The sequence below is a fragment of the Agarivorans sp. QJM3NY_29 genome, from assembly GCF_050870835.2.
Classification (GTDB): domain Bacteria; phylum Pseudomonadota; class Gammaproteobacteria; order Enterobacterales; family Celerinatantimonadaceae; genus Agarivorans.
In genome coordinates this window covers 3,569,042-3,594,230 of the sequence record NZ_CP194036.2, presented here as the reverse complement: position 1 = coordinate 3,594,230, position 25,189 = coordinate 3,569,042, and the positions used below count along the sequence as shown (strand labels likewise).

Annotated in this window: 19 protein-coding genes; 16 read left to right on the top strand and 3 right to left on the bottom strand. The window is 44.4% G+C overall.

Annotation, left to right across the window (positions count from 1 at the left end; genetic code table 11):
• Entirely contained in the window at positions 1–855 is an 855-nt protein-coding gene (locus tag ACRRS0_RS16355; protein WP_432452153.1) for an ABC transporter permease, read from the top strand.
• A gap of 299 nt (positions 856–1,154) precedes the next feature.
• Positions 1,155–2,363: a multidrug effflux MFS transporter gene (locus tag ACRRS0_RS16350; RefSeq protein ID WP_432452154.1), complete on the top strand. Its 1,209-nt coding sequence runs from the start codon at positions 1,155–1,157 to the stop codon at positions 2,361–2,363.
• A gap of 57 nt (positions 2,364–2,420) precedes the next feature.
• On the opposite strand, the gene ACRRS0_RS16345 is transcribed toward ACRRS0_RS16350, so the two are convergent.
• On the bottom strand, positions 2,421–3,125 hold the full coding sequence (locus ACRRS0_RS16345) for a flagellar brake domain-containing protein (protein WP_432452155.1): 705 nt from the start codon (positions 3,123–3,125) through the stop codon (positions 2,421–2,423).
• A gap of 34 nt (positions 3,126–3,159) precedes the next feature.
• Positions 3,160–4,041, bottom strand: a complete 882-nt coding sequence (nadK, locus tag ACRRS0_RS16340; protein ID WP_432452156.1) for an NAD(+) kinase — start codon at positions 4,039–4,041, stop codon at positions 3,160–3,162.
• Between the two features lie 153 nt (positions 4,042–4,194).
• On the opposite strand from nadK, the gene grpE reads away from it, so the two are divergent.
• The 3 genes from grpE (at position 4,195) to can (ending at position 6,154) form a co-directional block, all read left to right on the top strand.
• Positions 4,195–4,824, top strand: a complete 630-nt coding sequence (gene grpE / locus ACRRS0_RS16335; protein ID WP_432452157.1) for a nucleotide exchange factor GrpE — start codon at positions 4,195–4,197, stop codon at positions 4,822–4,824.
• A gap of 380 nt (positions 4,825–5,204) precedes the next feature.
• Positions 5,205–5,462: a DUF1289 domain-containing protein gene (locus tag ACRRS0_RS16330; protein ID WP_432452158.1), complete on the top strand. Its 258-nt coding sequence runs from the start codon at positions 5,205–5,207 to the stop codon at positions 5,460–5,462.
• An 83-nt stretch (positions 5,463–5,545) separates the two neighbouring features.
• Complete coding sequence (gene can, locus ACRRS0_RS16325) at positions 5,546–6,154, top strand: carbonate dehydratase (protein ID WP_432452159.1); 609 nt, start codon at positions 5,546–5,548, stop codon at positions 6,152–6,154.
• Between the two features lie 54 nt (positions 6,155–6,208).
• On the opposite strand, the gene ACRRS0_RS16320 is transcribed toward can, so the two are convergent.
• Positions 6,209–7,543 (bottom strand): dicarboxylate/amino acid:cation symporter, encoded by a 1,335-nt coding sequence (locus ACRRS0_RS16320; RefSeq protein ID WP_432452160.1) that lies wholly within the window; start codon positions 7,541–7,543, stop codon positions 6,209–6,211.
• 290 nt (positions 7,544–7,833) lie between these two features.
• Here ACRRS0_RS16320 and dnaK point away from each other — a divergent pair, with 290 nt between their 5' ends.
• The 11 genes from dnaK to ACRRS0_RS16265 all read left to right on the top strand — a co-directional run bounded on the left by dnaK (position 7,834) and on the right by ACRRS0_RS16265 (position 25,012).
• The gene (dnaK, locus tag ACRRS0_RS16315; protein WP_432452161.1) at positions 7,834–9,750 is read left to right on the top strand and encodes a molecular chaperone DnaK; all 1,917 of its coding nucleotides are present in this window, start codon (positions 7,834–7,836) and stop codon (positions 9,748–9,750) included.
• Between the two features lie 114 nt (positions 9,751–9,864).
• Positions 9,865–11,007, top strand: a complete 1,143-nt coding sequence (gene dnaJ, locus ACRRS0_RS16310) for a molecular chaperone DnaJ (protein WP_432452162.1) — start codon at positions 9,865–9,867, stop codon at positions 11,005–11,007.
• A 327-nt stretch (positions 11,008–11,334) separates the two neighbouring features.
• The gene (locus ACRRS0_RS16305) at positions 11,335–12,159 is read left to right on the top strand and encodes a M48 family metallopeptidase (protein ID WP_432452163.1); all 825 of its coding nucleotides are present in this window, start codon (positions 11,335–11,337) and stop codon (positions 12,157–12,159) included.
• Positions 12,160–12,163: 4 nt separating this feature from the next.
• Positions 12,164–12,637, top strand: a complete 474-nt coding sequence (locus tag ACRRS0_RS16300; RefSeq protein WP_432452164.1) for a GNAT family N-acetyltransferase — start codon at positions 12,164–12,166, stop codon at positions 12,635–12,637.
• Positions 12,638–12,703: 66 nt separating this feature from the next.
• Positions 12,704–13,324, top strand: coding sequence for an FKBP-type peptidyl-prolyl cis-trans isomerase (locus ACRRS0_RS16295; RefSeq protein WP_432452165.1), 621 nt, complete (start codon positions 12,704–12,706; stop codon positions 13,322–13,324).
• A 444-nt stretch (positions 13,325–13,768) separates the two neighbouring features.
• Positions 13,769–14,581 (top strand): 4-hydroxy-tetrahydrodipicolinate reductase, encoded by an 813-nt coding sequence (dapB, locus tag ACRRS0_RS16290; RefSeq protein ID WP_432452166.1) that lies wholly within the window; start codon positions 13,769–13,771, stop codon positions 14,579–14,581.
• A 333-nt stretch (positions 14,582–14,914) separates the two neighbouring features.
• The gene (gene pulA / locus ACRRS0_RS16285) at positions 14,915–18,883 is read left to right on the top strand and encodes a pullulanase-type alpha-1,6-glucosidase (RefSeq protein WP_432452167.1); all 3,969 of its coding nucleotides are present in this window, start codon (positions 14,915–14,917) and stop codon (positions 18,881–18,883) included.
• 460 nt (positions 18,884–19,343) lie between these two features.
• Positions 19,344–20,486, top strand: coding sequence for a glutamine-hydrolyzing carbamoyl-phosphate synthase small subunit (gene carA, locus ACRRS0_RS16280; RefSeq protein ID WP_432452168.1), 1,143 nt, complete (start codon positions 19,344–19,346; stop codon positions 20,484–20,486).
• Between the two features lie 19 nt (positions 20,487–20,505).
• Positions 20,506–23,724 carry a carbamoyl-phosphate synthase large subunit gene (gene carB / locus ACRRS0_RS16275; protein WP_432452169.1) on the top strand — a complete coding sequence of 1,073 codons (3,219 nt, stop codon included), beginning with the start codon at positions 20,506–20,508 and terminating at the stop codon, positions 23,722–23,724.
• A gap of 145 nt (positions 23,725–23,869) precedes the next feature.
• Positions 23,870–24,346: a transcription elongation factor GreA gene (gene greA / locus ACRRS0_RS16270; RefSeq protein ID WP_432452170.1), complete on the top strand. Its 477-nt coding sequence runs from the start codon at positions 23,870–23,872 to the stop codon at positions 24,344–24,346.
• A gap of 60 nt (positions 24,347–24,406) precedes the next feature.
• Positions 24,407–25,012, top strand: a complete 606-nt coding sequence (locus tag ACRRS0_RS16265; RefSeq protein WP_432452171.1) for an HAD family hydrolase — start codon at positions 24,407–24,409, stop codon at positions 25,010–25,012.
• The last annotated feature ends 177 nt before the right edge of the window (positions 25,013–25,189 follow it).

The window sequence follows — 25,189 nt, the reverse complement described above, 5'->3', positions numbered from 1 at the left end:
ATGTTGCATCAGTTACGCGGGCCAGCCAACACGGTTTACCGTTTCTATATGGTTGGATTTTTGGTTTTTTTGGCTTTGCCTTTGAGCATTGTTGGTTTATTTGCTTTTAACGATAGCTTGTATGCGTCTTTGCCTTGGCAGGGATTCACCCTCGATTGGTTTATCGGTCAGCAGCAACCCAAACTGGGGATATTTTACGATCAGCCTTTGCTGTCTAGTATTGGCGTAAGCGCCATGATCGCCTGTTTGGTTACGGTTTTTTCGTTATTGCTATCTACGGCCAATGCTTGGCTATTTGTACGTTTCGATTTTCCGGGTAAAAACTGGTTATATATTGGTTTGTTATTGCCCTTGGTCATCCCTGGAGTCATTTTGGGGGTTGCAATATTGGTGGCCAGTAGCCGGCTGGCCAATGGTTTGGAAGAGTATTTTTTATGGGAATGGGAGTGGTTGCGACCGGGATTTAGTTTAGTGGTTATTGGCCAGGTGGCTTTTATTACGACGATTTCAACGCTGATTATTTTGGCGCGTTTACGTAAGTTTGATTTTAGTTTTGAGGAAGCTGCACTCAATTTGGGCGCCAGTCGTTGGGTTGCTTTTTTTACTGTGGTACTGCCTTTTTTAAGCCCTGCATTAGTGGGTGCCGCAGTGGTTAGTTTTTTGATGTCATTTGAAAACTTTAATACCACTTTGATGTTAGTGGGATCGGATGCGCCACTGACCATTGCGATGTACGACCGTTTAAGAGAAGGCTCAACACCGGTACTGAATGCAGTGTCGTTGTTACTGATGCTTAGCTCAGCGGTAGTGGCTTTGCTCTCGATGTTATTGAGTCATGGCAAGTCTGAAGATTAGTACTCAGGCTGAACTATAATACACAGAGTCTGGACTATTTCTCGCCTTGGGTTTTAACGGGTTTATTTTGATGATTGCTCTGCCGAGGCTTTGCTTTTGCTTGAGGCTTTGCTGTTGAGTTTACTCGTTAGCTGTTGGCTTAATTGTCAGCGTTCAGGCTGAGCTTTTCATGCACAGCTAAGAGCTGCTTGATTGGCTTATTTTTCGCGCAACTAAGCGGATTATTGTTATTGCTTATCGCAATTGTTGTTCAGCTCATGTTATAAGTTGAGTTGGATCACATTTTTAAAGGGGCTATTGTGGGCACGACTCCGGCACACTCAAAAGGGTTTATTGTTCTGTTGGCATTAATGATGTCGTTGGTTGCCTTGGCTGTCGATGCCATGTTGCCAGCCTTAGTGACAATTGCCGAAGACTTCAATCTCAGCCCTGCAACTCAAGTGCAGTGGACCATTACCGGGTTATTTGTTGGCTTGTCTATTGGCCAATTAATTTATGGCCCTTGGTCGGATGCGGTGGGCCGTAAGCGCCCTATTTATTTAGGCTTTGGTTTGTTTATCTTGGGGAGTATTTTGTGCATTGTGGCCGATTCATTTGTTTGGTTCATCGCTGGACGGGTGCTACAAGGCATGGGGGCTGCGGCACCAAGGGTGATCACCATGGCTTTGGTGAGGGATCAGCTTAAAGGCGCGGCGATGGCGCGCGTGATGTCGGTGGTATTTTCGGTATTTATTGTGGTTCCTATTATTGCGCCGGCACTTGGTCAGTTAGTGATGAGCATTGCTCATTGGCGTTGGATTTTTGGCGTCTTGCTACTGATGGCGGTTGTGACGGCTCTATGGTTCGGCTTTTTTCAAGAAGAAACTTTAGTGCCAGAAAAGCGTCGACCGCTGACGATTAATAGTTTTGTGGATAGTTTAAAAGTACTGATGAATGAGCGAGCTGCTTTGGCCTATACCTTTGTCTCTGGCTTGATATTTGGGGCATTTATGGGGTACTTGAACAGTGCGCCACTGCTATTTATTCAACTCTACCATCAGGGTAGTAATTTTGCTTTACTGTTTGCGTTGGCCGCTGGCTCGATTGGGGTCGCATCGCTGGTGAATGGTCGTTGGGTGATCCGTATTGGGATGCGTAAAATGATCCACATTGCGTTGTGGTGCCTACTGAGTTTAAGTGTTTTGTTTGTTGGTGTACTCATCAGTACCAATGGCGTCCCGTCGCTCTTTTTATTGATGGTTTATATGATGCCGGCATTCTTTTGTATTGGTATTTTATTTGGTAATTTGAATTCTTTGGCGATGGAGCCTTTAGGGGCTATCGCGGGGATGGGCTCAGCTTTTGTTGCTTTTATATCAACTCTGGTGGGGATCCCAATCGGCAGTTTAATCGGTTTTAGCTTTAATTTTACCTGTTACCCGATTGTACTTGGTTTTTTATTGGTGGCCTTGGTTAGCTTAATTGTAATTCGGTTGTTTGATCATCCGCAGAAAGCCGAAGTCGCTTAGTTTTATTGCGATAGTTTTATTACCATTAGCACTTAAGGATAAAGCCTTGCTTTGCCTTTATATGTCGAGCGCTAGATGCTTGAAAATGTTATCTAGCGCGACTTTCCCTTCGAACTTGATGCCAACGGCGAGATGATTTAAACCATCTCGGCTTTGGCTTTTTACGCTCCCTTCGATCACCACATTATTGTCCATTTGAGTGGGGAAGCGGATATAAACAAAGATGTTTTCTAATAAAAATGGACCGTAACTTTCTGGCCATTCCAGTTTGAAGCGGCAGCCTCCAGCGGACAGATCCAAAATAATCCCTTCAAAATTTAAATCATGTTCTACTTGTTGGTCGCTCACCGAGGAGCGGTGGCTAATTGTGGCTGGGAGGCGAATCGCTACCCGCTGTTGCTTACGTAGGCTGAAATGTTCTATTTCGTTGGGGTATTTTACAAAAATTAGGTGCTTGGGGGATTTGATGATGTCGGTAATTACACTGCGAAAGGCAATACATTGGCCCGCTTCTCCTTCTATAATGGAGCGTACAATGCAGTCCATGCCTTCGACGAGTACATCATTGTGACCCTGTTGCGCATAGCGAGGAATGGCAAACATTAGAAAGTTAGTATCATCGAGACCAAGCAATTTACACTTGATACGCACATTCCCTTGTTTGACAAACTGTACGTCTAAAATGTCGCTAAACTTGAGGTGGCGCATTATCTCAACCACTTGTTGGCGATTCTTAACAATTGGCGTGGCGGTATTTGTCAAATTCTCAAATCCTTTGTAGCTGCTGCTGTTGTTATTAGAAAAGTCGGCTTCCCCAGCCCAATTTAGTTTGCAAAATCTTAAAATAGTCGTAGTTGGTTGGGTGAACTAAGCGCAGCGGATTAGCTTGTTTGCGAATAATGACTTCATCGCCTGGCAACACTGGCAAAGAGATATGGCTGTCACAGCTGATATGCATGTGTTCACTGTTGTCATGTGACAATTTTAATTTTACTTCACTTTCACTGTTCACCACGATGGGGCGTGAACTTAAGGTGTGAGGAAACATCGGAACTAAAGCAATGGCATCTAAATTTGGGGTTAAAATTGGTCCGCCAGCGGAGAGTGAATAGGCGGTTGATCCAGTGGGAGTGGTAACAATAATTCCGTCAGCACGTTGACTTAAGATAAAGTGTTGGTCGATGTAAACTTCAAACTCAAGCATGGTGGCAACTTTGTCGAGGTGTAATACCACTTCATTGACCGCGCTATTACTGCTTTTTACCGTGTTATGTCTAAGCACTTGTGCTTCTAATAGGAAACGTTTCTCGGTAACAAATTGACCATTCAGTACCTGTTGTAAGGGTTGTTCGAAGTTATCTGGATCTAAATCGGTTAGAAAACCAAGGTTGCCACGATTCACGCCAATCACCGCAATGTCGTAGTCGGCCAATACTCGAGCTGCGCCTAACATATTGCCGTCGCCGCCTACCACGATTGCTAGGTCGGCCTGTTCTCCTAAATTGGTAATACTGACTAAAGGTAAGTCACTAATTGCCAGTTGGGCACCGGTAATTTCTTCTACCAGTACTGTAAAAGATTGCTTTTTTAACCACTGATAGAGTGCGGTTAGGGTGTTATTGGCTCCCTCGTGGTGAGGTTTTCCGATCAAACCAATAGTGTTGAAAGATTGAGTCATAACTTGTTGATTTAACGTTGTGTTACTGACGATTATAACGCGGGTAAATCAAACTCAGCTAGTTTTATCGTGACTATCACTTGAAACAACGGCTTTGATCCCCATAATATGCATCAGATTAGTGTTATTTGTGAAGAATTACGGAGACCCTGCATGAGCAGTGAGCAAAACAAACCACAGACTGAAGACGTGCCGCTAGAAAATGATAACGAACAAGTCGTTGATGCCGTTGAGGCAGAACTTGTCGAGCCAGAAAGCGCAGAAGAAAATGAGTCGGCGGCTGAAGAAATTAGTATTGCAGAGTTATTGGAGCGTTTAGCGACAGCAGAGCAGACCGTTGCCGATCAAAAAGACAGCGTTGTGCGAGCCAAAGCCGAAGTAGATAATATTCGTCGTCGTTCCGCTCAGGAAGTGGATAAGGCGCGTAAATTTGCTTTGGAAAAGTTTGCCAATGAATTACTGCCAGTTATCGATAATATGGAGATGGCCCTGCAACATGCCAATCATGAGGATGATGCGCTTGCTGCAATGATTGAGGGGGTTGAATTAACCCTGAAAGCTTTATTGGATGCAGTGAAGAAATTCGGAATCGAAGTAATTTCTCCACAGGATCATACCTTTGATCCTGCGAAACATCAGGCAATGGGCATGCAAGAGGTTGAAGGTGTCGCACCCAATACTGTGGTTGCGGTATTGCAAAAAGGCTATGAGCTAAATGGTCGCTTGTTACGCCCCGCGATGGTGATGATCTCCAAAGCTGCATCGGTCGATACCAACGCCTAAGCTGGATTTGTTGATGATTGATGAAAGGGACCGAGTATGGTCCCTTTTTTGTGGGCCTTATTGGGTCAGAAAGTTATCTTCATTTTGTACCAATCTAACTCATTATCCGTTGATTCTTGCTGGCCTAAATCAGCGCTAACTGCCTGATGCATCTTGTAATTGGAGCCACTGCTTACTGCACTTTATGGCTGGTTGTCGATAGATTTATTCTGCGCAATAAGTTGAGTATATAATTAATCAGATTGGTATTACCTGCTGCCACGACTTATCTTGAGCCGCATTTTCGATGTTTTTTTGACCTGATCGGGTAAGCTATGCCATGGTTAATAACTAAATAGAAATTGTTCGTATTGTTGGTCGTAGGCGTAGGGCTTCGCTAGATGGAACAGCTTGAGATTTTTGATATCCCCAATCCTTGTCGTGGTATTTGCCAGACCAATAGTCGTGGTTTGTGTTTGGGGTGCTTTCGTAGTCGTCAAGAGCGATTTGCTTGGCAAACTTTGGATAGTTCCCAGCAACAAAACATTTTGCGGTTAAGTAAACAACGTCGGCAGCGTTATATTCGAAAACAACGTCAATTACTTGCTGAGCAGGCAAAACAACAAAGTGGCACCGGTCAAACTGAGTTTCCTTTTTAATTGTGCTTAAACAGTAGCGGTGAACTGCTGCATCGGGCAATATAATGGCCAATATTAACGAGGTAAGTGTAATTGAGGTGTTAATGAATAGTTTAGATCTGCTAATAAACAATAATCGTAGTTGGGCAAAAGATATAAAAGAGCAGAATCCCTCCTTTTTTACCGACCTATCCGAACAACAATCACCTGAATTTTTATGGATTGGCTGCAGCGATAGTCGGGTTCCGGCCAATCAGTTAGCGCGATTACCGCCAGGGGAAGTTTTTGTTCATCGTAATATTGCCAACGTGGTTGTGCACACCGATTTAAACTGTCTCTCGGTGATTCAATATGCGGTTGATGTATTGAAGGTGAAGCATATTATTGTCACCGGCCATTATGGTTGTGGTGGCGTATTGGCTTCGATGGAAGATGAACAGAAAGGCTTGATCGATAATTGGTTACGTCACATCAAAGATGTTTACCGTTTTCACCAAGCAGAATTGGATGCAATTGAAGATAAAACCAAACGTGGCGATCGACTATGTGAACTAAACGTGATTGAGCAAGTAAAGAATGTTTGCCAAACCACCATCGTGCAAAATGCTTGGGAGAAGGGCCAACTCTTGGCGGTACACGGCTGTATTTATTCGATTCAAAATGGCATTTTAAATAATTTAAATATCACTCAAAGTGGCTTGGAGCAAAGCTAAGTTTTGCGGCATAAAAAATGCGGTCATTGGACCGCATTTTTTATTGGTTCGGCTTTAGGCTTTTTCTATGTCGCGCGGCATATCATTTGCTAATTCGTGAGGCAGGCGCACCTCTTCTTCTGATAAACCCGCGAGAGGGTTGTTGTAGGTCTCTAAGTTTAAGTCCCCCTCAGACTTAGCAACTGCAACGGTTACCATGCTATCTCCGGTAATATTCACTGCGGTTCTAACCATGTCTAATAAGCGGTCAACGCCAATAATTAAGGCGATCCCTTCTACCGGCAGTCCCACTTGCTGTAACACCATGGCGAGAGTAATCAGGCCGACGCCGGGGACTCCTGCAGTACCTACCGAAGCTAAGGTTGCGGTCACAATCACCAGCATGAAATCACCAGCACTTAAATCGATACTGTAAACTGTTGCGATAAAGATGGTTGCCACGCCCTGCATAATAGAGGTGCCATCCATGTTAATCGTTGCACCTAAAGGAATGGTGAAGGAAGCGGTTGAGTTACGTACCCCCAACTTATGGGTTGCGGTTTCCATGGTGACTGGAATAGTCGCATTTGAAGATGCGGTACTAAACGCAAATACAATGGCTTCCCGCATTTTTTTGATAAACAAAAACGGATTTAGACCCGTTAGCACTTTAAGGAGTACTGGATAGATCACCAATGAGTGAAGCAGTAGCACAACTAATACCACCATAAAGTAACTCATGAGGCTAGCAATTGCGCTAAAGCCTATCTCGAAGAACAATTTGGCTAGTAGGGCAAATACGCCATAGGGCGCTAAGTTCATCAGGATCGTGACTAATTTCATAATCACGACATTTAAATCTTCAAAATGGCTCGCAATACGCTTACCTGATTCGCCGGAAATCGCGATAGCGACCCCAAATAACAATGCAAACACAATGATTTGCAACATGTTGCCCTTTGCCATAGAGGCAATTGGATTATTCGGAAACATGTCGATGATCACCTGGCTTAGGCTCGGCGCTTGTTTGGCATGAAAAGCGGCATCGCTTACCATTTCTAGACCTGAACCAGGGCGTACTAATAGAGCCACGCCCATCGCTAAAGAAATGGCGATGGCGGTAGTGGCTAGATAAAGCAGCACCGTTTTGCCACCTAATCGTCCAAGACGCGCGGTGTCTTTCATGGAGGCAACACCACACACCAACGAGACAAAGACCAAGGGAACCACTAACATTTTTAAGCTGGCAACAAATATAGAGCCCGTAATGTTGAGGATCCCATCCACGATATAGCTTTTTACAAAGGTCGATTCAGCAAAAAAAGTTTGCAAGAACACACCAAGCGCGATGCCGGTAATCATCCCAATTAATATTTTATGAGTCAGACTTAATTTAGAGGTATTCATCATTTCTTTTCTCTATTTTTATGCAGGATTTTGGCCTGCATATAGCTTTAAGTTTGGCGCATAGTACCACAGGTTATAAGAAAATCCATTTTAGCTGCTTAATCCTATAGGTTGGTTGGTTTATTTAACTGCCAATGATGTTTGTTGGTGAGTGGAAGTGTGCTGAAAGAAAATAACGAGATAGTAAATTTTGCTTATTTTTTTTGATTTTTCCCTTGAAAAGAAAAATGACGCCCCCAACTTATGATCCAACAAAGAATATTAGTAATAAACAGAATTTGGAGAACACCACCATGGGTCGAATTATTGGTATCGATTTGGGAACCACTAACTCTTGTGTTGCAATTTTAGATGGCGATACCCCTAAAGTTATTGAAAATGCCGAAGGCGATCGTACTACGCCGTCGATTATTGCTTATACAGATGATGGCGAAACCCTTGTTGGTCAGCCAGCCAAACGTCAGGCAGTCACTAACCCTAAAAATACCTTGTTTGCGATTAAACGCTTAATTGGTCGTCGTTTTACTGATGATGAAGTGCAACGTGATATTCAAATTATGCCTTTTAACATTGTTGCCGCTGATAATGGTGACGCGTGGGTAGAAGCGAAAGGTGAGAAGAAAGCGCCGCCACAAATTTCTGCAGAAGTTTTGAAAAAAATGAAAAAAACTGCAGAAGATTACCTAGGTGAAGCCGTAACCGAAGCGGTTATTACGGTTCCTGCATACTTCAACGATTCACAGCGCCAAGCGACTAAAGATGCTGGCCGAATCGCTGGTCTAGACGTTAAACGCATTATTAATGAACCAACGGCTGCTGCATTTGCTTACGGTGTGAATAACTCTAAAGGCGACAATGTTGTTGCGGTATACGATTTAGGTGGTGGTACTTTCGATATCTCTATCATCGAAATTGATGAAGTAGATGGCGAAAAAACCTTCGAAGTATTAGCGACTAATGGTGATACTCACCTTGGTGGTGAAGATTTTGATAACCGTTTGATCAACTACTTAGTTGATGAGTTTAAGAAAGATCAAGGTTTTGACTTGAAGCAAGACCCACTAGCGATGCAACGCTTAAAAGAAGCGGCAGAGAAAGCTAAATGTGAATTGTCTTCAGCACAACAAACTGATGTTAACTTACCATACATCACTGCTGACGCTTCGGGTCCTAAACACCTTAACATCAAAGTGACTCGTTCTAAGTTAGAATCTTTGGTTGAAGAATTAGTACAACGTTCACTAGAGCCACTACGAATTGCTTTGAAAGATGCGGATCTTTCAGTTGGCGATATTAACGATGTTATCTTGGTTGGCGGTCAAACTCGCATGCCAATGGTACAAAAAGCGGTCACTGAGTTCTTTGGTCAAGAACCGCGTAAAGACGTTAACCCTGATGAAGCGGTAGCTATGGGCGCAGCGATTCAAGGTGCGGTATTGTCTGGTGATAAAACCGACGTATTGCTACTTGATGTAACGCCTCTATCTTTGGGTATCGAAACTATGGGCGGCGTGATGACGCGTGTTGTTGAGAAAAACACCACTATCCCAACCAAAGGGTCACAGGTGTTCTCAACTGCAGATGATAATCAAAGCGCAGTAACTGTACACGTGATTCAAGGTGAGCGTAAGCGCGCCGCAGATAACAAATCTCTAGGCCAATTCAACTTAGAAGGTATTCGCCCTGCACAACGTGGTGTACCACAAATTGAAGTGACTTTTGATTTGGATGCCGATGGTATCTTACACGTATCAGCGAAAGATAAAGATACGGCTAAAGAGCAAAAAATCACCATTCAAGCCTCTTCTGGTTTATCCGATGACGAAATCAGTAAAATGGTGAATGATGCAGAAGCTAACGCTGAAGAAGATAAAAAATTCGAAGAGTTAGTTCAGGCTCGTAACCAAGCCGATGCTTTAGTTCACGGTACTCGTAAACAAGTGGAAGAAGCGGGTGAAGCGCTTCCGACTGACGAGAAAGAGAAAATCGAAGCAGCTATTGAAGAGTTAGAGACCGCGCGTAAAGGTGAAGATAAAGCTGCAATTGAAGCGAAAACTCAAGCGCTGATCGAAGCCTCTCAAAAACTTATGGAAGTTGCTCAGCAACAAGCACAAGCGAATGCGGGTGATGCAGATGCTGAACCAACTGCTGAGACTCAAGATGATGTTGTGGACGCCGAATTTGAAGAAGTAAAAGACGATAAGAAGTAATTCTTAAATCTGGATTCAAATGAACTAAATAACGGGCGTTGTGTGAGCAACGCCCGTATCTCTATCATCTATCACAGCCAATACTTGCGGTAGCGAGAAAGTAGAACACCAACTATGTCAAAACGCGATTATTACGAAGTTCTTGGTCTAGGCAAAGATGCCACTGAACGAGACATTAAAAAAGCCTACAAACGTTTGGCGATGAAATTCCACCCTGACCGCACTAAGGGGGATAAAGCTTCTGAAGAAAAATTTAAAGAAGTGAAAGAAGCCTATGAAGTGCTTAGCAATGCCAATAAAAAAGAGGCCTATGATCATTATGGTCATGCGGGGGTTGATCCGAACCGTGGTGCGGGTGGCTTTGGCGGCGGACAAGGTGATTTTGGCGACGCATTTGGTGATATCTTTGGTGATATCTTTGGTGGCGGCCGTGCCGGTGGTGGTGGACGTCGCCAACCGCAACGTGGCTCAGACTTACGTTACAACTTAGAGTTAACCTTAGAACAAGCCGTTAAAGGTATTAAGAAAGAGATTAAGGTGCCAACCTTAGTTCACTGTGAACAGTGTAACGGGAGTGGTGCGAAGAAAGGTTCTCAGCCAAAAACCTGTGGTACTTGTCATGGTCAGGGCCAGGTGCAAATGCGCCAAGGTTTTTTTGCGGTGCAACAAGCCTGTCCAACCTGTAAAGGTAAAGGTTCGATTATTTCTGACCCATGCCATAAGTGTCATGGCGAAGGTCGTTATGAGCGCTCTAAAACTTTGTCGGTTAGTATTCCTGCAGGCGTTGATACAGGTGACCGAGTTCGTTTATCCGGTGAAGGTGAAGCGGGCGAAAATGGTGCCCCAGCGGGTGACTTGTATGTTCAAGTTCATGTGAAAGAACACCCTATTTTCCAACGTGAGCAAAATAACCTCTATTGTGAAGTCCCTATTAGCTTTACCCTAGCGGCTCTCGGTGGAGAAATAGAGGTTCCAACTTTAGACGGTCGTGTGAGCTTAAAAGTGCCGAACGAAACGCAAAGCGGACGGATGTTCAGAATGCGTGGTAAAGGTGTGAAGTCGGTTCGTGGTGGTCCAATTGGAGACTTGATCTGTAAGGTGATAGTTGAGACGCCAGTGAAGCTTAATGAGACTCAAAAACAATTGCTTCGAGATCTTGAAGATAGCTGTGGAGGCTCTGCCAGCAGTAAACATAAGCCTAAGGCTGAAGGCTTTTTTGATGGGGTAAAAAAGTTCTTTGATGACCTCACTAGCTAACGAGTTATAGATGAATAAGCGGCGATAGCCGCTTTTTTTATGTCTTCATTTTAGGGCTCGGAATTCTTAAATCGAATACTCAGGCGATATTGGTCTATGTTATGATTTTGGCAAAGGGTGCTTTGTGTGGCGAGGGCGGCGACCAGAGAATACTTATTATAGCGAGTCGAGGACACGACTTGTGGTTGATGGTAGAGTCCCTCCTTTTGTTCGTGACCAGAGCAATGGCTTTAGTGCCTTGGTCTTATCGTTGGCTCAAATGGTGGACTAGACTGAGGATATTGATATCTGGGTGGCTTGCTGCACTGTCAAATATGGAATTATTTCATGAATAAATCGCTTAAATTGGGGCTGTTAACCAGCTCATTGTTAGTTTTACTTAGCTGCTCTTCCTCGCCAACAGGGCGAAAGCGGGTATTACTTTATGATGACTCGGAAATGAGTTCATTGGGAGCCCAATCTTTTGATGAGATCAAAAAACAAGAGAAAATCTTTCACGATCCTGCGACCAATGCCTATGTGAGTTGCGTGGCGAATGCCGTGACCGCTGAGATCCCAGGTGACTATGGTCAACAACAATGGGAAGTTGTGGTTTTCGATTCAGAACAAGTGAACGCTTTCGCTTTACCTGGAGGGCATATTGGTGTTTACACGGGCTTAATTGAGCTTGCTGAAACACCGGATCAATTGGCGACAGTGATCGGCCATGAAATTTCTCACGTTTTAGCTGAACATAGTAATGAGCGCTTATCTCGCGGACAAATTGTTGGTGTTGGAACTGCGGTGGCTGCGGTGGCTATTGGGGTGAGTGACAGCATCGATAATAAAGGCTTGGCGATGGCGGCTCTTGGCTTAGGCGTACAATATGGGGTGATGTTGCCCTATGGCCGAACTCAAGAGAGCGAAGCCGATTTGATGGGTTTAGATTTAATGGCGAGCGCTGGTTTTGACCCAAAGGCTAGCGTGACTTTGTGGCAGAATATGGCAAAAGCTGGCGGAGCTTCGGTTCCTGAATTTCTTTCTACTCATCCCTCAAATACGACCCGAATTGGTGATTTAGAAACTCGGCTCCCGCGGGCGGAACAATTGACTAAGCAAGCTCTTGCGCAAGGGAAAAATCCGCAGTGCGTTCGGCCTGCTAAGCCTAGCTGAACGAATGAAAATCCAGTTAGCACAGGCTGCCGATGCTGCCGCTATTTGTTTGGTGCAGCGACGAAGTTGGCAACACGTTTATGACCATCAGTTGATAGAAAATATGTTGCAGGCTTTACCGGTCTCATTACATCAACGGTTGTGGATGCAGCGTATAGCCTCAACAGATTGTAGTACATGGACAGTGAATACCCCCCTTGTTTCAGGTTTGTTGATGTTAGAGCAAGTGGATCAGGAGCTCGAACTTGCTGCCCTGTATCTGGACCCCGATGCGATTGGTCAGGGTTGGGGAAGGCTGTTGTTCGAGCATGCCTGCCGTGAAGTAAAATCTAAAGCACTATATTGTTGGGTGATGGAAGACAACCACCATGCGCAAGGGTTTTACCAACACCTTGGTTTTGAATTTAGTGATGAGCGACGAGAATTTAATTTTTGTGGTAGTCATTTTATTCAAAAAAAGGCGCAATTAGTCCGCTAATCGCGGTTTTTATAGTAACTTTATGTTAACCTTTGTGGTTTTTAGCAAGTAGATTTAAGAGAGCAAATGAGCGATAAATATCAAGGCGCTGCTGCGCAAGCAAGTTATGGCTACGGCCTACAAATTGGTGAGCAAATTGGGCGTGCCGCATTCGATGGTTTAGAAGTAAACGCAATGCTAGATGGGATCCGTGACGTCATGCAAGGTGCGGAGCCGCAAGTTGAAGAGGCTTTAATTGCCGCAGCATTCCAAGAAATAACCAAAGAAATCGAAGCCAAGAAAGCCGAGCAACATAAAGATGCAATGGCAGAAGGCGAAAATTTCTTAATGGAAAATGGCCAACGCCCAGAAATCAATAAAACCGAAACAGGCCTTCAATATGAAGTCTTGGTTGAAGGTGATGGTGAAACGCCGAGCGCAAGCAGTAAGGTACAAGTTCATTATGAAGGTACTTTAATTTCTGGTGAAGTGTTCGACAGCTCGGTAAAACGAGGCCAGCCTGCAGAGTTTCCTGTGAATGGTGTTATTAAAGGTTGGACTGAAGCCCTACAGCGCATGAAAGTGGGTGATAAGTGGAAGCTATATATCCCGCAAGAACTTGCCTATGGCTCTCAAGGTGCTGGCGCAGCCATCCCTCCGTTTGCAGCTTTGGTATTTGAAGTTGAGTTATTAGCCATTCTTGGTTAATCGCCCCTTCTGTTGATAAATCGGCTTTATAGCCGGTTTTTTTGTGCCTGCGATCCCGGCGCAATAGGAATGGCTTGCGTGGCATCCTGCGATGTTTGGTATTTGCTTGACCCACTGTTTATATCAATCTAACTCATTATCAGTTGATTCTTATTGGACTACATCATCGCTCACTGCGTTATGCATCTTGTAATTTTAGCCGCTAGTTACGGCACTTACTGCCTCGTTAACGGCAGATTTATTCTGCGCAATAAGTTGATTATATAGCGAATCAGATTGGTATTAGATTTGCTGTTACTGCTAATTTTGGGGGAGAAGATTACTCTTCGTGGCTTTAGCTGAGGTGGTTTCAAATCATTGCGAAGCCTCGTTTTATCTTATCTGCTTTGCTATAGTCGACTCCAAATTGCGGTCGCAGAGTCTGATTCGAAAAGGAGAGTTAAAATGTCGCAAGTGAGAGTAGCGATTGTTGGATGCAATGGACGAATGGGGAAAAATTTACTGGAGGCTGTGAATCATAGTGATGCTGCGATCTTGGGGGCCGCAACAGAACGACCCGGTTCCAGTTTAATTGGGATTGATGTGGGTGACTTAGCGGGTTTTGGCAAGCTGAATATAGCGATTGTCGAGAACTTGGAACGAGTGAAAGATGACATCGATGTGATTATTGATTTTACCGCCCCAGCCGTTACCTTATCTCATATTGAATGGGCTCGGGCTAACCACAAAAAGATGGTGATTGGCACCACTGGTTTTAGCGATGAACAAAAACAACAGCTAGAAGAAGCGGCTGACGATATTGCCATTATGTTTGCGCCGAATATGAGTGTTGGTGTGAACTTAGTCTTTAAGTTGTTGGAAATCGCAGCCCAAGTGATGGGAGATTACACCGACATTGAAATCATCGAAGGTCACCATCGACATAAAGTAGATGCGCCTTCGGGAACGGCTTTAGGGATGGGTGAGGTGATCGCTGACACCTTGGGCAGAGACCTGAAAAAAGTAGCCGTTTACGGTCGAGAAGGGATCACTGGCGAGCGTGATCGAGAGACGATTGGTTTTGCAACCATTCGTGCTGGAGATTTAGTGGGAGAACATACCGTGATGTTTGCCGATATTGGTGAGCGAGTTGAAATAACTCATAAAGCATCTAGTCGAATGACCTTCGCCAATGGCGCTGTAAGGGCTGCTGTGTGGTTACAAGATAAACCGTCGGGATTGTTTAATATGCGTGATGTATTAAATTTAAACGATTAAGGTTTTCTTATTGGATTTTAGAACGCCGCTTTGCGGCGTTTTTTTTTGGAGCTGAATTTAACTATCGATATAATATACTAAAATGACATTTGAAAGCGTTATCAACGAATGTTTTGAAATCGCTTTCAAGAATTATGTGCTTGATCGGCCTCACAAAGGTTATAAAAAATACAGGTAACTTACGCTGTGTTACATAAAGTTACGCTGAAGTCACAGTCCTTTTTTTGTTGAAATTCTACCTTATTGTCATCTCGTCCAATGGAAGGCGAGAACCAAAAAAATCTAAACAGAGTTGTTGAAGATTGGATTAGCAATGAGGAAAGGAAGGTTAACATGGACATAAAAATAACGAAGCTAGCAAAGCTCACCATGCCATTTATTGCGGCAGTAGCAATGATGGGTTGTGGGAGTAGTGATGAATCGAGTGGTTCAGGTAATAGTGGAGTGATTGATGGGCTGTACTCTGCCGCTGAAAATGAAGTCGTTATCTATTATAAGCGCGATGATGCACAGGCAAAGGTTAATGAATCAGCCTATGCAGGTTGGGGGCTGCATTTGTGGAATGGTGAGGGCTGTACCAGTACTGATTTGGAAGCGATGGGTGTCGCCGAAGCGGGAACGGATTGGTCTTCACCTTATCTTGCTACGGGTATTAGTGAAACTTACGGTGCCTATTATGTATTAAAAGTTGATCCCGATGCTAATGACCCATATCAGTGTATGAATTTTATTCTGCATAATGGAGATGACAAGGCATTTGGAAGTGCAAATTCAAAAGTAGAATTAACAAAATTGGGTGAGTCTCAAGGTTTATTCGGTTTTCATGGCAGTAGCGAGATTTTCTATGCGCCGATTGCCGAACGCCCGGTGGCAATTGATGGTGCTAAAGCGCACTGGGTGGATGCAAAAACCATCGCCTGGGAATCTGTTGGTAGCGCGAGTTCTTTAGAGCTACGCTATGATCTTGAAAATAAAATCGCAATGGATCCAGAAACCAAAGAAGTTAGCGGTGGTACCGCAGTTACTTTGAGTGAAGGAACCTTGAGTGATGCAGTTAAAAAGCGTTTTCCACATTTAGCGAGTTTAGCCGCGGCCAGTATTGACGTTGATGATGCAACGCTTAAAACTATTTTGAAGAGCCAAATTGTGGTGGTGGCAAAAAATGCCGAAGGGAAAGCGACCGCAGCCACTCAAGTGCAAAAAGCGGGGGTGATTGACGCTGTGTTTGTACAGGGTGACAAAGGTGCTCTGTCGGAAGAGCTCGGTGCTATTGTGAGCGATGATGGTGTGACCTTTAAGGTGTGGGCACCTACGGCGCAAAATCTAAAACTGTATCTGTATGACGACCAACTGAAGGCTTTTGGTCAGCCTGTTGTGATGACTCAAGCTGCAAACGGCGTGTGGTCGGCTCAGCAATCGGACGTCGTTGGTAAATACTATCGCTATGAAGTGACGGTTTATCATCCTACAACCAGTAACATTGAAACGCGTATGGTGACCGACCCTTACTCCTTAAGTTTGTCGGCTAATTCCGCTTATTCTCAAGTGGTTGATTTAGAGTCTACGGATTTAAAACCTACGGGTTGGGACAGTGATGAAGTACCCAAGCTAGCCAAAGATATTGACCATGTACTCTATGAATCTCATCTGCGTGATTTTAGCGCCAGTGATAGTCTTGGTACCAAGGCATACAATGGTAAGTACTTAGCTTTGACGGAAGCTGAACGGGATTCGGTAGTTCATCTTAAAGAGTTGCAACAAGCTGGATTAACCACCTTACATATTATGCCTGCCTTTGATATTGCAACAGTAGATGAAGACCCCGATAAGGTGGTGAACATCACCGATACTGTGGCTAAGCTATGTGACTTAAAACCCAGTGCTCAAGTTTGTGAGACTGCCGATAAAGGCAAAGTTATTGAAGATCTATTAGATTCTTACGACCCAACCACGGGTGACGCACAAGCACTGATGGGGGATTTACGTGCTTTAGATAGTTTTAACTGGGGTTATGACCCTTATCATTACACCGTGCCTGAAGGTAGTTACGCAACAGATGCAGAAGGCACGACTCGGATCAAAGAGTTCCGAGAAATGGTGAAGGCTACTCACGATATGGGACTGCAGGTTGTTATGGATGTAGTGTATAACCATACCAATGCTTCGGGAGTAGAGGATAAGTCGGTACTCGATAAAATTGTCCCCGGATACTATCATCGTCGAAACCCTAATACTGGCGATGTGGAAACCTCAACCTGTTGTGACAACACTGCTACCGAAAATCTGATGATGGGTAAACTCATGACCGACTCATTAGTGACTTGGGCTAAAGAGTATAAAATTGATGGTTTCCGTTTTGATTTGATGGGGCATCAGCCGAAAGATTTAATGGTTGATTCTTTGGCTGCAGTTAGAAAAGTGGATGATGATACTTATTTCTATGGGGAAGGCTGGGACTTCGGTGAAGTCTCTAATAACGCTCGTTTCGAGCAATCAACCCAATGGAATATGGCCGGCACTGGTATTGGTACCTTCTCCGATCGTTTACGCGACGCGGTACGTGGAGGGAGTCCATTTGATAGTGGTGATGGCATTCGTAAAACTCAAGGCTTTGGTAATGCGGACACGCTGAACGATCTCAATTCCGATGCGGATAGCTTCCGTGCTGATGCACTCCACAATCAAGACTTAATTCGTTTGGGAATGGCTGGCAACTTACAGAAATTTGTGTTGTTGGATGCAGAGGGGAATACCAAGCGCGGTGAAGATGTCGATTATAACGGCGCAAAAGCGGGTTATACACTGAGTCCTTCGGAAAATATCTCCTATGTTTCTAAGCACGATAACCAAACGCTTTGGGATAACAATGCCTATAAAGCGACCACTGGAACTTCCCCCGCGGATCGTGCCCGGATGCAAACGGTAAGTTTATCGACGGTGATGTTAGGTCAAGGGATCCCATTTATTCACATGGGATCTGAATTACTGCGTTCTAAGTCGATGCAACGAGATAGTTATGATTCGGGTGATTGGTTTAACCGAGTCGACTTCTCAGGTCAAAGCAATAACTGGAATGTAGGCCTACCGAGAGCCGATAAAGATGAGGCAAACTGGGACTTAATCAAGAAGATTATCGCCGACCAGACGACGCAAGTTAAGCCTGCTGATATCGCATTAACTAAAGAGCAGTTTCTTGAGTTATTAAAAATACGCTCAGGGAGTGAACTATTTAGATTGAAAGATGCGGATGCGGTTAAAGCGAGGGTTGATTTCCGCAACGTTGGTAAAGAACAGGTGCAAGGCCTGATCGTGATGTCGATTGATGATGGCACGAGTGCTGGCCCTGACTTGGATGCAAACAATGATGCGATTGTTGTGGTACTGAATGCTACAGATGAGGAGCAAAGCTTTGAAATAGCGGGTGCTAGCGGTTTTGAGTTACACCCCGTTCAGAAAAATTCTGCTGATGATGTTGTGCAAGGCGCAAGTTTCGCTAACGCAAGCTTTACTGTGCCAGCACGCACCACCGCGGTATTTGTACAACCGCAAGATGGCGCGCAAGGTGCCGGTTTACCAGTGAATACCAGTAATAAAGACTTAACCACAATACCGCCATTTAACCAGACCGTTTATGTGAAAGGTAGTATGAATGACTGGGCCGATAACGATGACTATGCCATGACCTTTAAAGGGGATGGCATCTATGAGTTGACGGTTAGTTTGAATGCCAATGATGGTTATGAGTTTAAGTTTGCTGATTCATCTTGGTCGAGCCCAAATATTGGCTGTGATTGGGCGACTCAGGCCGAAACTTCAATTAGTTTAGGTGATGCGGAAAACTGTAAATTGCCAGTAAGCGAAGACGGTCTGTATAAGTTCACTTTAGATGCGAAATATGTACAAACTGACAGTGAGGATGATAAAGCGATTGTTTCAGTAACAAAATCTGAGCAAAGCTTAACTCCAACTTATAGCTCCGATATTTTCTTGCGCGGAACCATTACCACTTGGGATACGCCTGCAGAGGATTCAAGTGCCAAATTTGCTTACACTGCTACTAATACTTATCGTTTGACCTTGGACCTTACGGTTGGAGATTACGAGATGAAGATTGCAGATGCAGCGTGGACCGCAGCTGTTAATTTTGGGGCAGATACTAGCGTCGCTCTAGACTCACCAGTGACTTTAGATGGCGGTAGCGCAAGTGCCAATATGAAGTTCTCGGTTACGGAAGCGGGGAGTTATACTTTCACACTTAATACCGCTAATGCGGATGCACCAGTGTTAACTGTGAGCCAATAACAAAATTTCTTAAACTGATTAATTGCCGACCCTTAAGGTCGGCTTTTTTATGCGCAATAAATTTCAGTTGGTTTACATAGTTATTACATTAATTGTTATTTGATGAATGAAGTACAGGCCCAAGACTGAATTGATAAGCTTGTGTCAGAACGTTATAAGTGAAAATCCGCTTTCTGTTTAGTAAAAGTTGTTAGAATATTTATGTGGATAATTAGCATTCTTATATTGTTGTTTTTATCAGTTTAAGTTTTCAATTGAAGTGGAAAAATTGTATTTATCGCTATTAAAGTCGTATTTTCAGCTAAATAACTTATTTTCATAAGTTTGTATAAAAAACAATAGATCTCTTGCCTTATCTCTTCTATAATCCGCGGAATTTGCCAAATTTTTATTGTGTTGGGCTAAAGTTAGGCTTTAGTTCAACTTTGTCGTATCGACAATTCTTTGTTAGGAGGTTGCCTTGAGCAAATCAGCGCTGCTGGTATTAGAAGACGGTACCGTGTTCCGTGGTACTGCAATCGGAGCCAATGGAAGTGCCGTTGGAGAAGTTGTTTTTAATACTTCGATGACCGGATATCAAGAAATTTTAACTGACCCTTCATACGCTCGCCAAATAGTCACCCTCACTTACCCCCATATTGGAAACTACGGAACAACACCTGAAGATGAAGAGTCTTCGAGTATTCATGCCTGTGGTTTAGTGATTCGTGATTTACCTTTGTTAGCGAGCAATTTCCGCAGCCAGCAAAGTTTGAGTGAATATTTAGAGTCTCGTAATGTGGTGGGGATCGCTGACATTGATACCCGTAAGTTAACCCGTATTTTACGAGAGAAAGGTGCTCAGGCGGGTTGTATTGTGGCTGGGGAAGATCTGGACCAAGCAAAAGCTCTAGCGGACGCGAAAGCTTTCCCGGGTCTAAAGGGCATGGATTTGGCTAAAGAAGTAACAACTTTGGAGTCTTATTCCTGGGCGCAAGGCAGTTGGGACTTAGTCAATGGCTTACCGGCAGACAGTGAAGATAGTAAATTTCATGTGGTTGCTTACGACTTTGGCGTGAAGCGTAATATCTTACGTATGTTAGTAGATCGGGGTTGTCGGCTTACGGTGGTGCCAGCGCAAACTTCTGCAGCAGAGGTTTTAGCACTGAATCCCGATGGCATCTTCTTATCAAACGGCCCCGGTGATCCAGAGCCATGTGATTATGCCATTGCGGCGGTTCAACGCTTCCTCGAAACAGATATCCCCGTATTTGGGATCTGTTTAGGTCATCAAATTCTTGCTTTAGCCAGTGGCGCTAAAACCGTGAAGATGAAATTTGGTCATCATGGTGGGAACCATCCGGTGAAAGACATTGAGCAGAATCGAGTCATGATTACCGCACAAAACCACGGTTTTGCCGTTGACGAAAAAACCTTGCCAGATACGCTAACAATGACCCACTTCTCACTGTTTGACCAAAGCTTACAGGGGATTCATCGCACCGATAAGCCTGCGTTTAGTTTTCAGGGTCATCCTGAAGCGAGCCCTGGTCCGCATGATGCAGCGCCATTGTTTGACCATTTCATTGAATTAATTGAGCAGCGCCTTAACGGCCAAGCGTAGGTAGAGAGCAGCAGAACTTATGCCAAAACGTAATGATATAAAAAGCATTTTGATATTGGGCGCAGGCCCGATTGTTATCGGTCAGGCCTGTGAGTTTGACTACTCTGGTGCCCAGGCTTGTAAGGCCTTGCGTGAAGAGGGTTACCGAGTCATTTTGGTTAACTCTAACCCCGCGACCATTATGACTGACCCGGAGATGGCTGATGCCACCTACATCGAACCGATTCATTGGGAAGTTGTAGAACGAATTATCGCCAAAGAACGTCCGGATGCAGTTCTGCCGACGATGGGTGGTCAAACCGCATTGAACTGTGCGCTAGAGCTTGAGAGCAAAGGCGTACTCGAAAAATACAATGTTGAAATGATTGGTGCTACAGCGGACGCGATTGATAAAGCAGAAGATCGCAGCCGTTTCGACAAGGCTATGAAAAGTATTGGTTTAGCTTGTCCAAATGCTGGTATTGCTCATTCTATGGAAGAGGCTTACAAGGTCTTAGACGAAGTCGGCTTCCCTTGTATTATTCGACCCTCTTTCACCATGGGGGGTACCGGTGGCGGTATCGCTTATAACAAAGAAGAATTCGATGAAATTTGTACTCGAGGCTTAGACCTTTCTCCAACCAGTGAGTTATTGATTGACGAAAGTTTAATTGGTTGGAAAGAGTACGAGATGGAAGTGGTTCGTGATAAAAACGACAACTGTATCATTGTCTGTGCTATTGAAAACTTCGACCCAATGGGCGTACACACCGGTGACTCAATCACGGTTGCTCCTGCACAAACGCTTTCTGACAAAGAATACCAATTGATGCGTAATGCCTCGTTAGCGGTTTTACGCGAAATTGGCGTAGAAACGGGTGGATCTAACGTTCAGTTTGGGATTTGTCCAAACACTGGCCGTATGGTGATTATTGAGATGAACCCGCGGGTATCGCGCTCATCTGCACTCGCGTCTAAAGCAACTGGTTTCCCCATCGCAAAAATTGCAGCTAAGTTAGCCATCGGCTTTACCCTTGATGAGCTGCAAAACGATATTACCGGTGGTCAGACACCTGCGTCGTTTGAGCCTTCCATTGACTATGTAGTCACTAAAATCCCTCGCTTTAACTTTGAGAAGTTTGCTGGTGCTAACGACCGCTTAACCACCCAAATGAAGTCGGTGGGTGAGGTGATGGCGATTGGTCGTAACCAACAAGAGTCACTGCAAAAAGCGCTACGCGGCCTAGAAGTTGGGGTGGATGGTTTTGACCCGATTGTTGATTTAAATGCGCCTGATGCCATGGAAACTATTCGTCACGAATTGCAAAACGTAGGCTGTGACCGTATCTGGTATATCGCAGACGCATTCCGTGCCGGAATGAGCGTTGAAGATATCTTTGGCCTGACCAATATTGACCGTTGGTTCTTGGTACAAATTGAAGACATTATACTGCTGGAAAATCAAGTTGCCAAAGCAGGCGTTGCTAGCCTAGATGAGGCGACGATGCGCAAACTCAAACGCAAGGGCTTTGCCGATGCGCGTTTGGCAAAGCTTACTGGGGTGTCTGAGAAAGAAATTCGTAAACTACGTCACCGTTTAGAAGTGCTACCGGTTTACAAACGGGTTGATACTTGTGCCGCAGAATTTGCTACTGATACTGCGTACATGTATTCAACTTATGATGAAGAATGTGAAGCCAATCCTACGAACAATAAAAAAATCATGGTTTTAGGTGGCGGTCCTAACCGTATTGGTCAAGGTATTGAATTCGACTACTGTTGTGTTCATGCAGCGCTTGCGATGCGAGAAGATGGTTACGAAACCATTATGGTGAACTGTAACCCAGAAACGGTATCGACCGATTATGATACTTCTGACCGCTTGTACTTTGAGCCGGTCACCTTAGAAGACGTACTGGAAATTGTTCGTGTTGAGCAGCCAACTGGGGTGATTGTGCAGTATGGTGGCCAAACGCCGCTTAAGCTCGCACGTGAGCTAGAAGCGGCTGGCGTGCCGATTATTGGTACTTCGCCTGACGCGATTGACCGCGCCGAAGATCGTGAGCGTTTCCAACTAGCTGTCGATCGTTTGAAGCTGAAACAGCCTGAGAATGATACGGTAACCACGACGGAAGATGCCCTTATTTCTGCAGAGCGTATTGGTTACCCCTTAGTGGTACGTCCTTCTTATGTGTTAGGCGGACGAGCCATGGAAATTGTTTATGACGAAATCGATTTACGTCGCTACTTCAAAGAAGCGGTTAGTGTATCGAATGACTCGCCGGTACTGCTTGATAGCTTCCTAAATGATGCCATTGAAATCGATATTGATGCCATTTGTGACGGTAAAGATGTGGTGATTGGCGGCATTATGGAGCACATTGAGCAAGCGGGAGTTCACTCGGGTGATTCTGCCTGTTCATTGCCTGCTTATACCTTAAGCCCACAAATTCAAGACCGAATGCGTGAACAGGTGAAAGCCTTAGCTTTAGAGCTGGGTGTGATTGGCTTAATGAATACCCAGTTTGCAGTGAAAGATGACGAAATTTACTTAATCGAAGTCAACCCTCGTGCTGCGCGCACCGTGCCATTTGTTTCTAAGGCAACTGGGGTTCCAATTGCTAAAGTGGCTGCTCGGGTTATGGCTGGTAAATCCTTAGCTGAGCAGGGCATTACTAGAGAAGTGATCCCACCTTTTTATTCTGTTAAAGAAGTGGTATTGCCGTTTAACAAATTCCACGGTGTTGACCCTATCTTAGGCCCTGAAATGCGTTCTACGGGTGAAGTGATGGGGGTAGGTGATACTTTCGCTGAAGCCTACGCTAAAGCTGAGCTAGGGATTGGCAATGACGGACCGAAGAGTGGTCGTGTGTTGTTGTCGGTGCGTAATTCCGATAAGAAGCGTGTGGCAGAGCTTGCGGCTAAGCTGGTCGAGTTGGGTTATCAACTCGATGCTACTCACGGTACAGCTGTGGCGCTTGGCGAAGCGGGTATTAATCCTCGTTTGGTGAATAAGGTACACGAAGGTCGGCCACACATTTTGGACCGTTTAAAAAATGGTGAGTACAGTTATGTCATCAATACCACTGAAGGGCGTCAATCTATCGAAGATTCTCGTCAATTGCGGCGGGCTGCTTTGGTGCAAAAAATAAACTATACCACTACCTTAAACGGGGCCTTTGCAACTTGTTTAGCACATAATGCCGATGACCGTGGTACTGTGACTTCCCTCCAAGATTTGCATAAACGTATAGTGTAATCATTAGTAATCGCGATGACTTTGGCGGTGAATCACTTCACCGCAGCTTAAAATCGCGTTACACTGCACCTATAAATAAAAGTAAATTGGCTGTCATCGACAGCCAATTTTTTTCTGTTTTTCTTGTTTGATTGAGTTAGTGAATATGAAACCTGTTCCAATGACGGTGCGCGGAGCGACGCAATTACGTGAAGAGTTAGAACATCTGAAAACGGTTGTTCGCCCTAGAATTATTGAAGATATTGCCACTGCTCGTGAGCATGGTGATTTAAAAGAAAATGCTGAATATCATGCGGCTCGCGAGCAGCAAGGTTTTTGTGAAGGCCGAATTCAAGATATTGAAGGCAAGTTGAGTAATGTTCAGGTGATTGACGTTACGAAGATAGTGAATGCTGGTAAAGTGATTTTTGGTGCCACGGTCACCTTGTTAAATGTTGAGACCGATAAAGAAGTTACCTATGGTATTGTGGGTGATGATGAGGCTGATTTTAAAAAGAATCTTATTTCAGTTAATTCACCAATTGCCAGAGCGTTGATCGGTAAAGAAATGGATGACTGTGTCAATGTGATTACCCCTGGCGGTGAAGTTGAATACGAAATTGTTAATGTTGAATATAAATAACCTAGTTATTTGATTCACTTAAACGCAGCAATTTGCTGCGTTTTTTGTTGGAGATGCGCAGTGTTAGATATTGATTACTCGAAATACGATGCTTTAATTTTTGATATGGATGGGACTTTAGTTGATTCGATGCCTGCGCATTTAGCGGCTTGGGAACAGGCCTTGGCAAAGCAAAATTTACCCGCATATATCGACTTTATCGGCCAACGAGGCGGTATGCCGACCTTAAAAATTGCCCAACAATATCAGCAGCATTTTCAGCTCACACTCGATGCTCAGCAGTTATTGATGGATAAGCGAGCCTGCTTTGAAGGCCACTGGGAACAGGTAAATAAGATAGAAGTGACTTGCCAACTCTTGGATCGTTTTAAAGGGCATAAGCGCTTTGCATTGGGAACAGGAGCCGAGCGAGTTAATATGCAGCGTATTATGGATAATTTAAATTTAACTGGACATTTTTCGGCTTTGGTCAGTGCCGATGATGTGAATGCGCATAAACCCGAACCTGATACCTTTCTTGAAGCCGCAAGGCGGTTGAATGTGCCTGCCAAACGCTGTTTGGTGTTTGAAGATACTCCTTTTGGCTTACAGGCCGCACAAAATGCGAAAATGGATTGTGTGCTGGTGAAAGATTTTAGTTTGGCTGAGTTTGTTGCCGCAGGTTAAATAAATGCGAGCGTTTGTTGTATCAGGTGGTGATACTCGTTGACGATTTCGCTTCGTTGGCTAAGGCATATAGAGAGAATTGCTCAGCGCCATGAGCCTTTATATACTCGGTAATCGCTCGAAATTTATCGGTAAAACGGCTGCTCGTCGAGTCTGGGCAAAGAGGTGTTTTAGTTG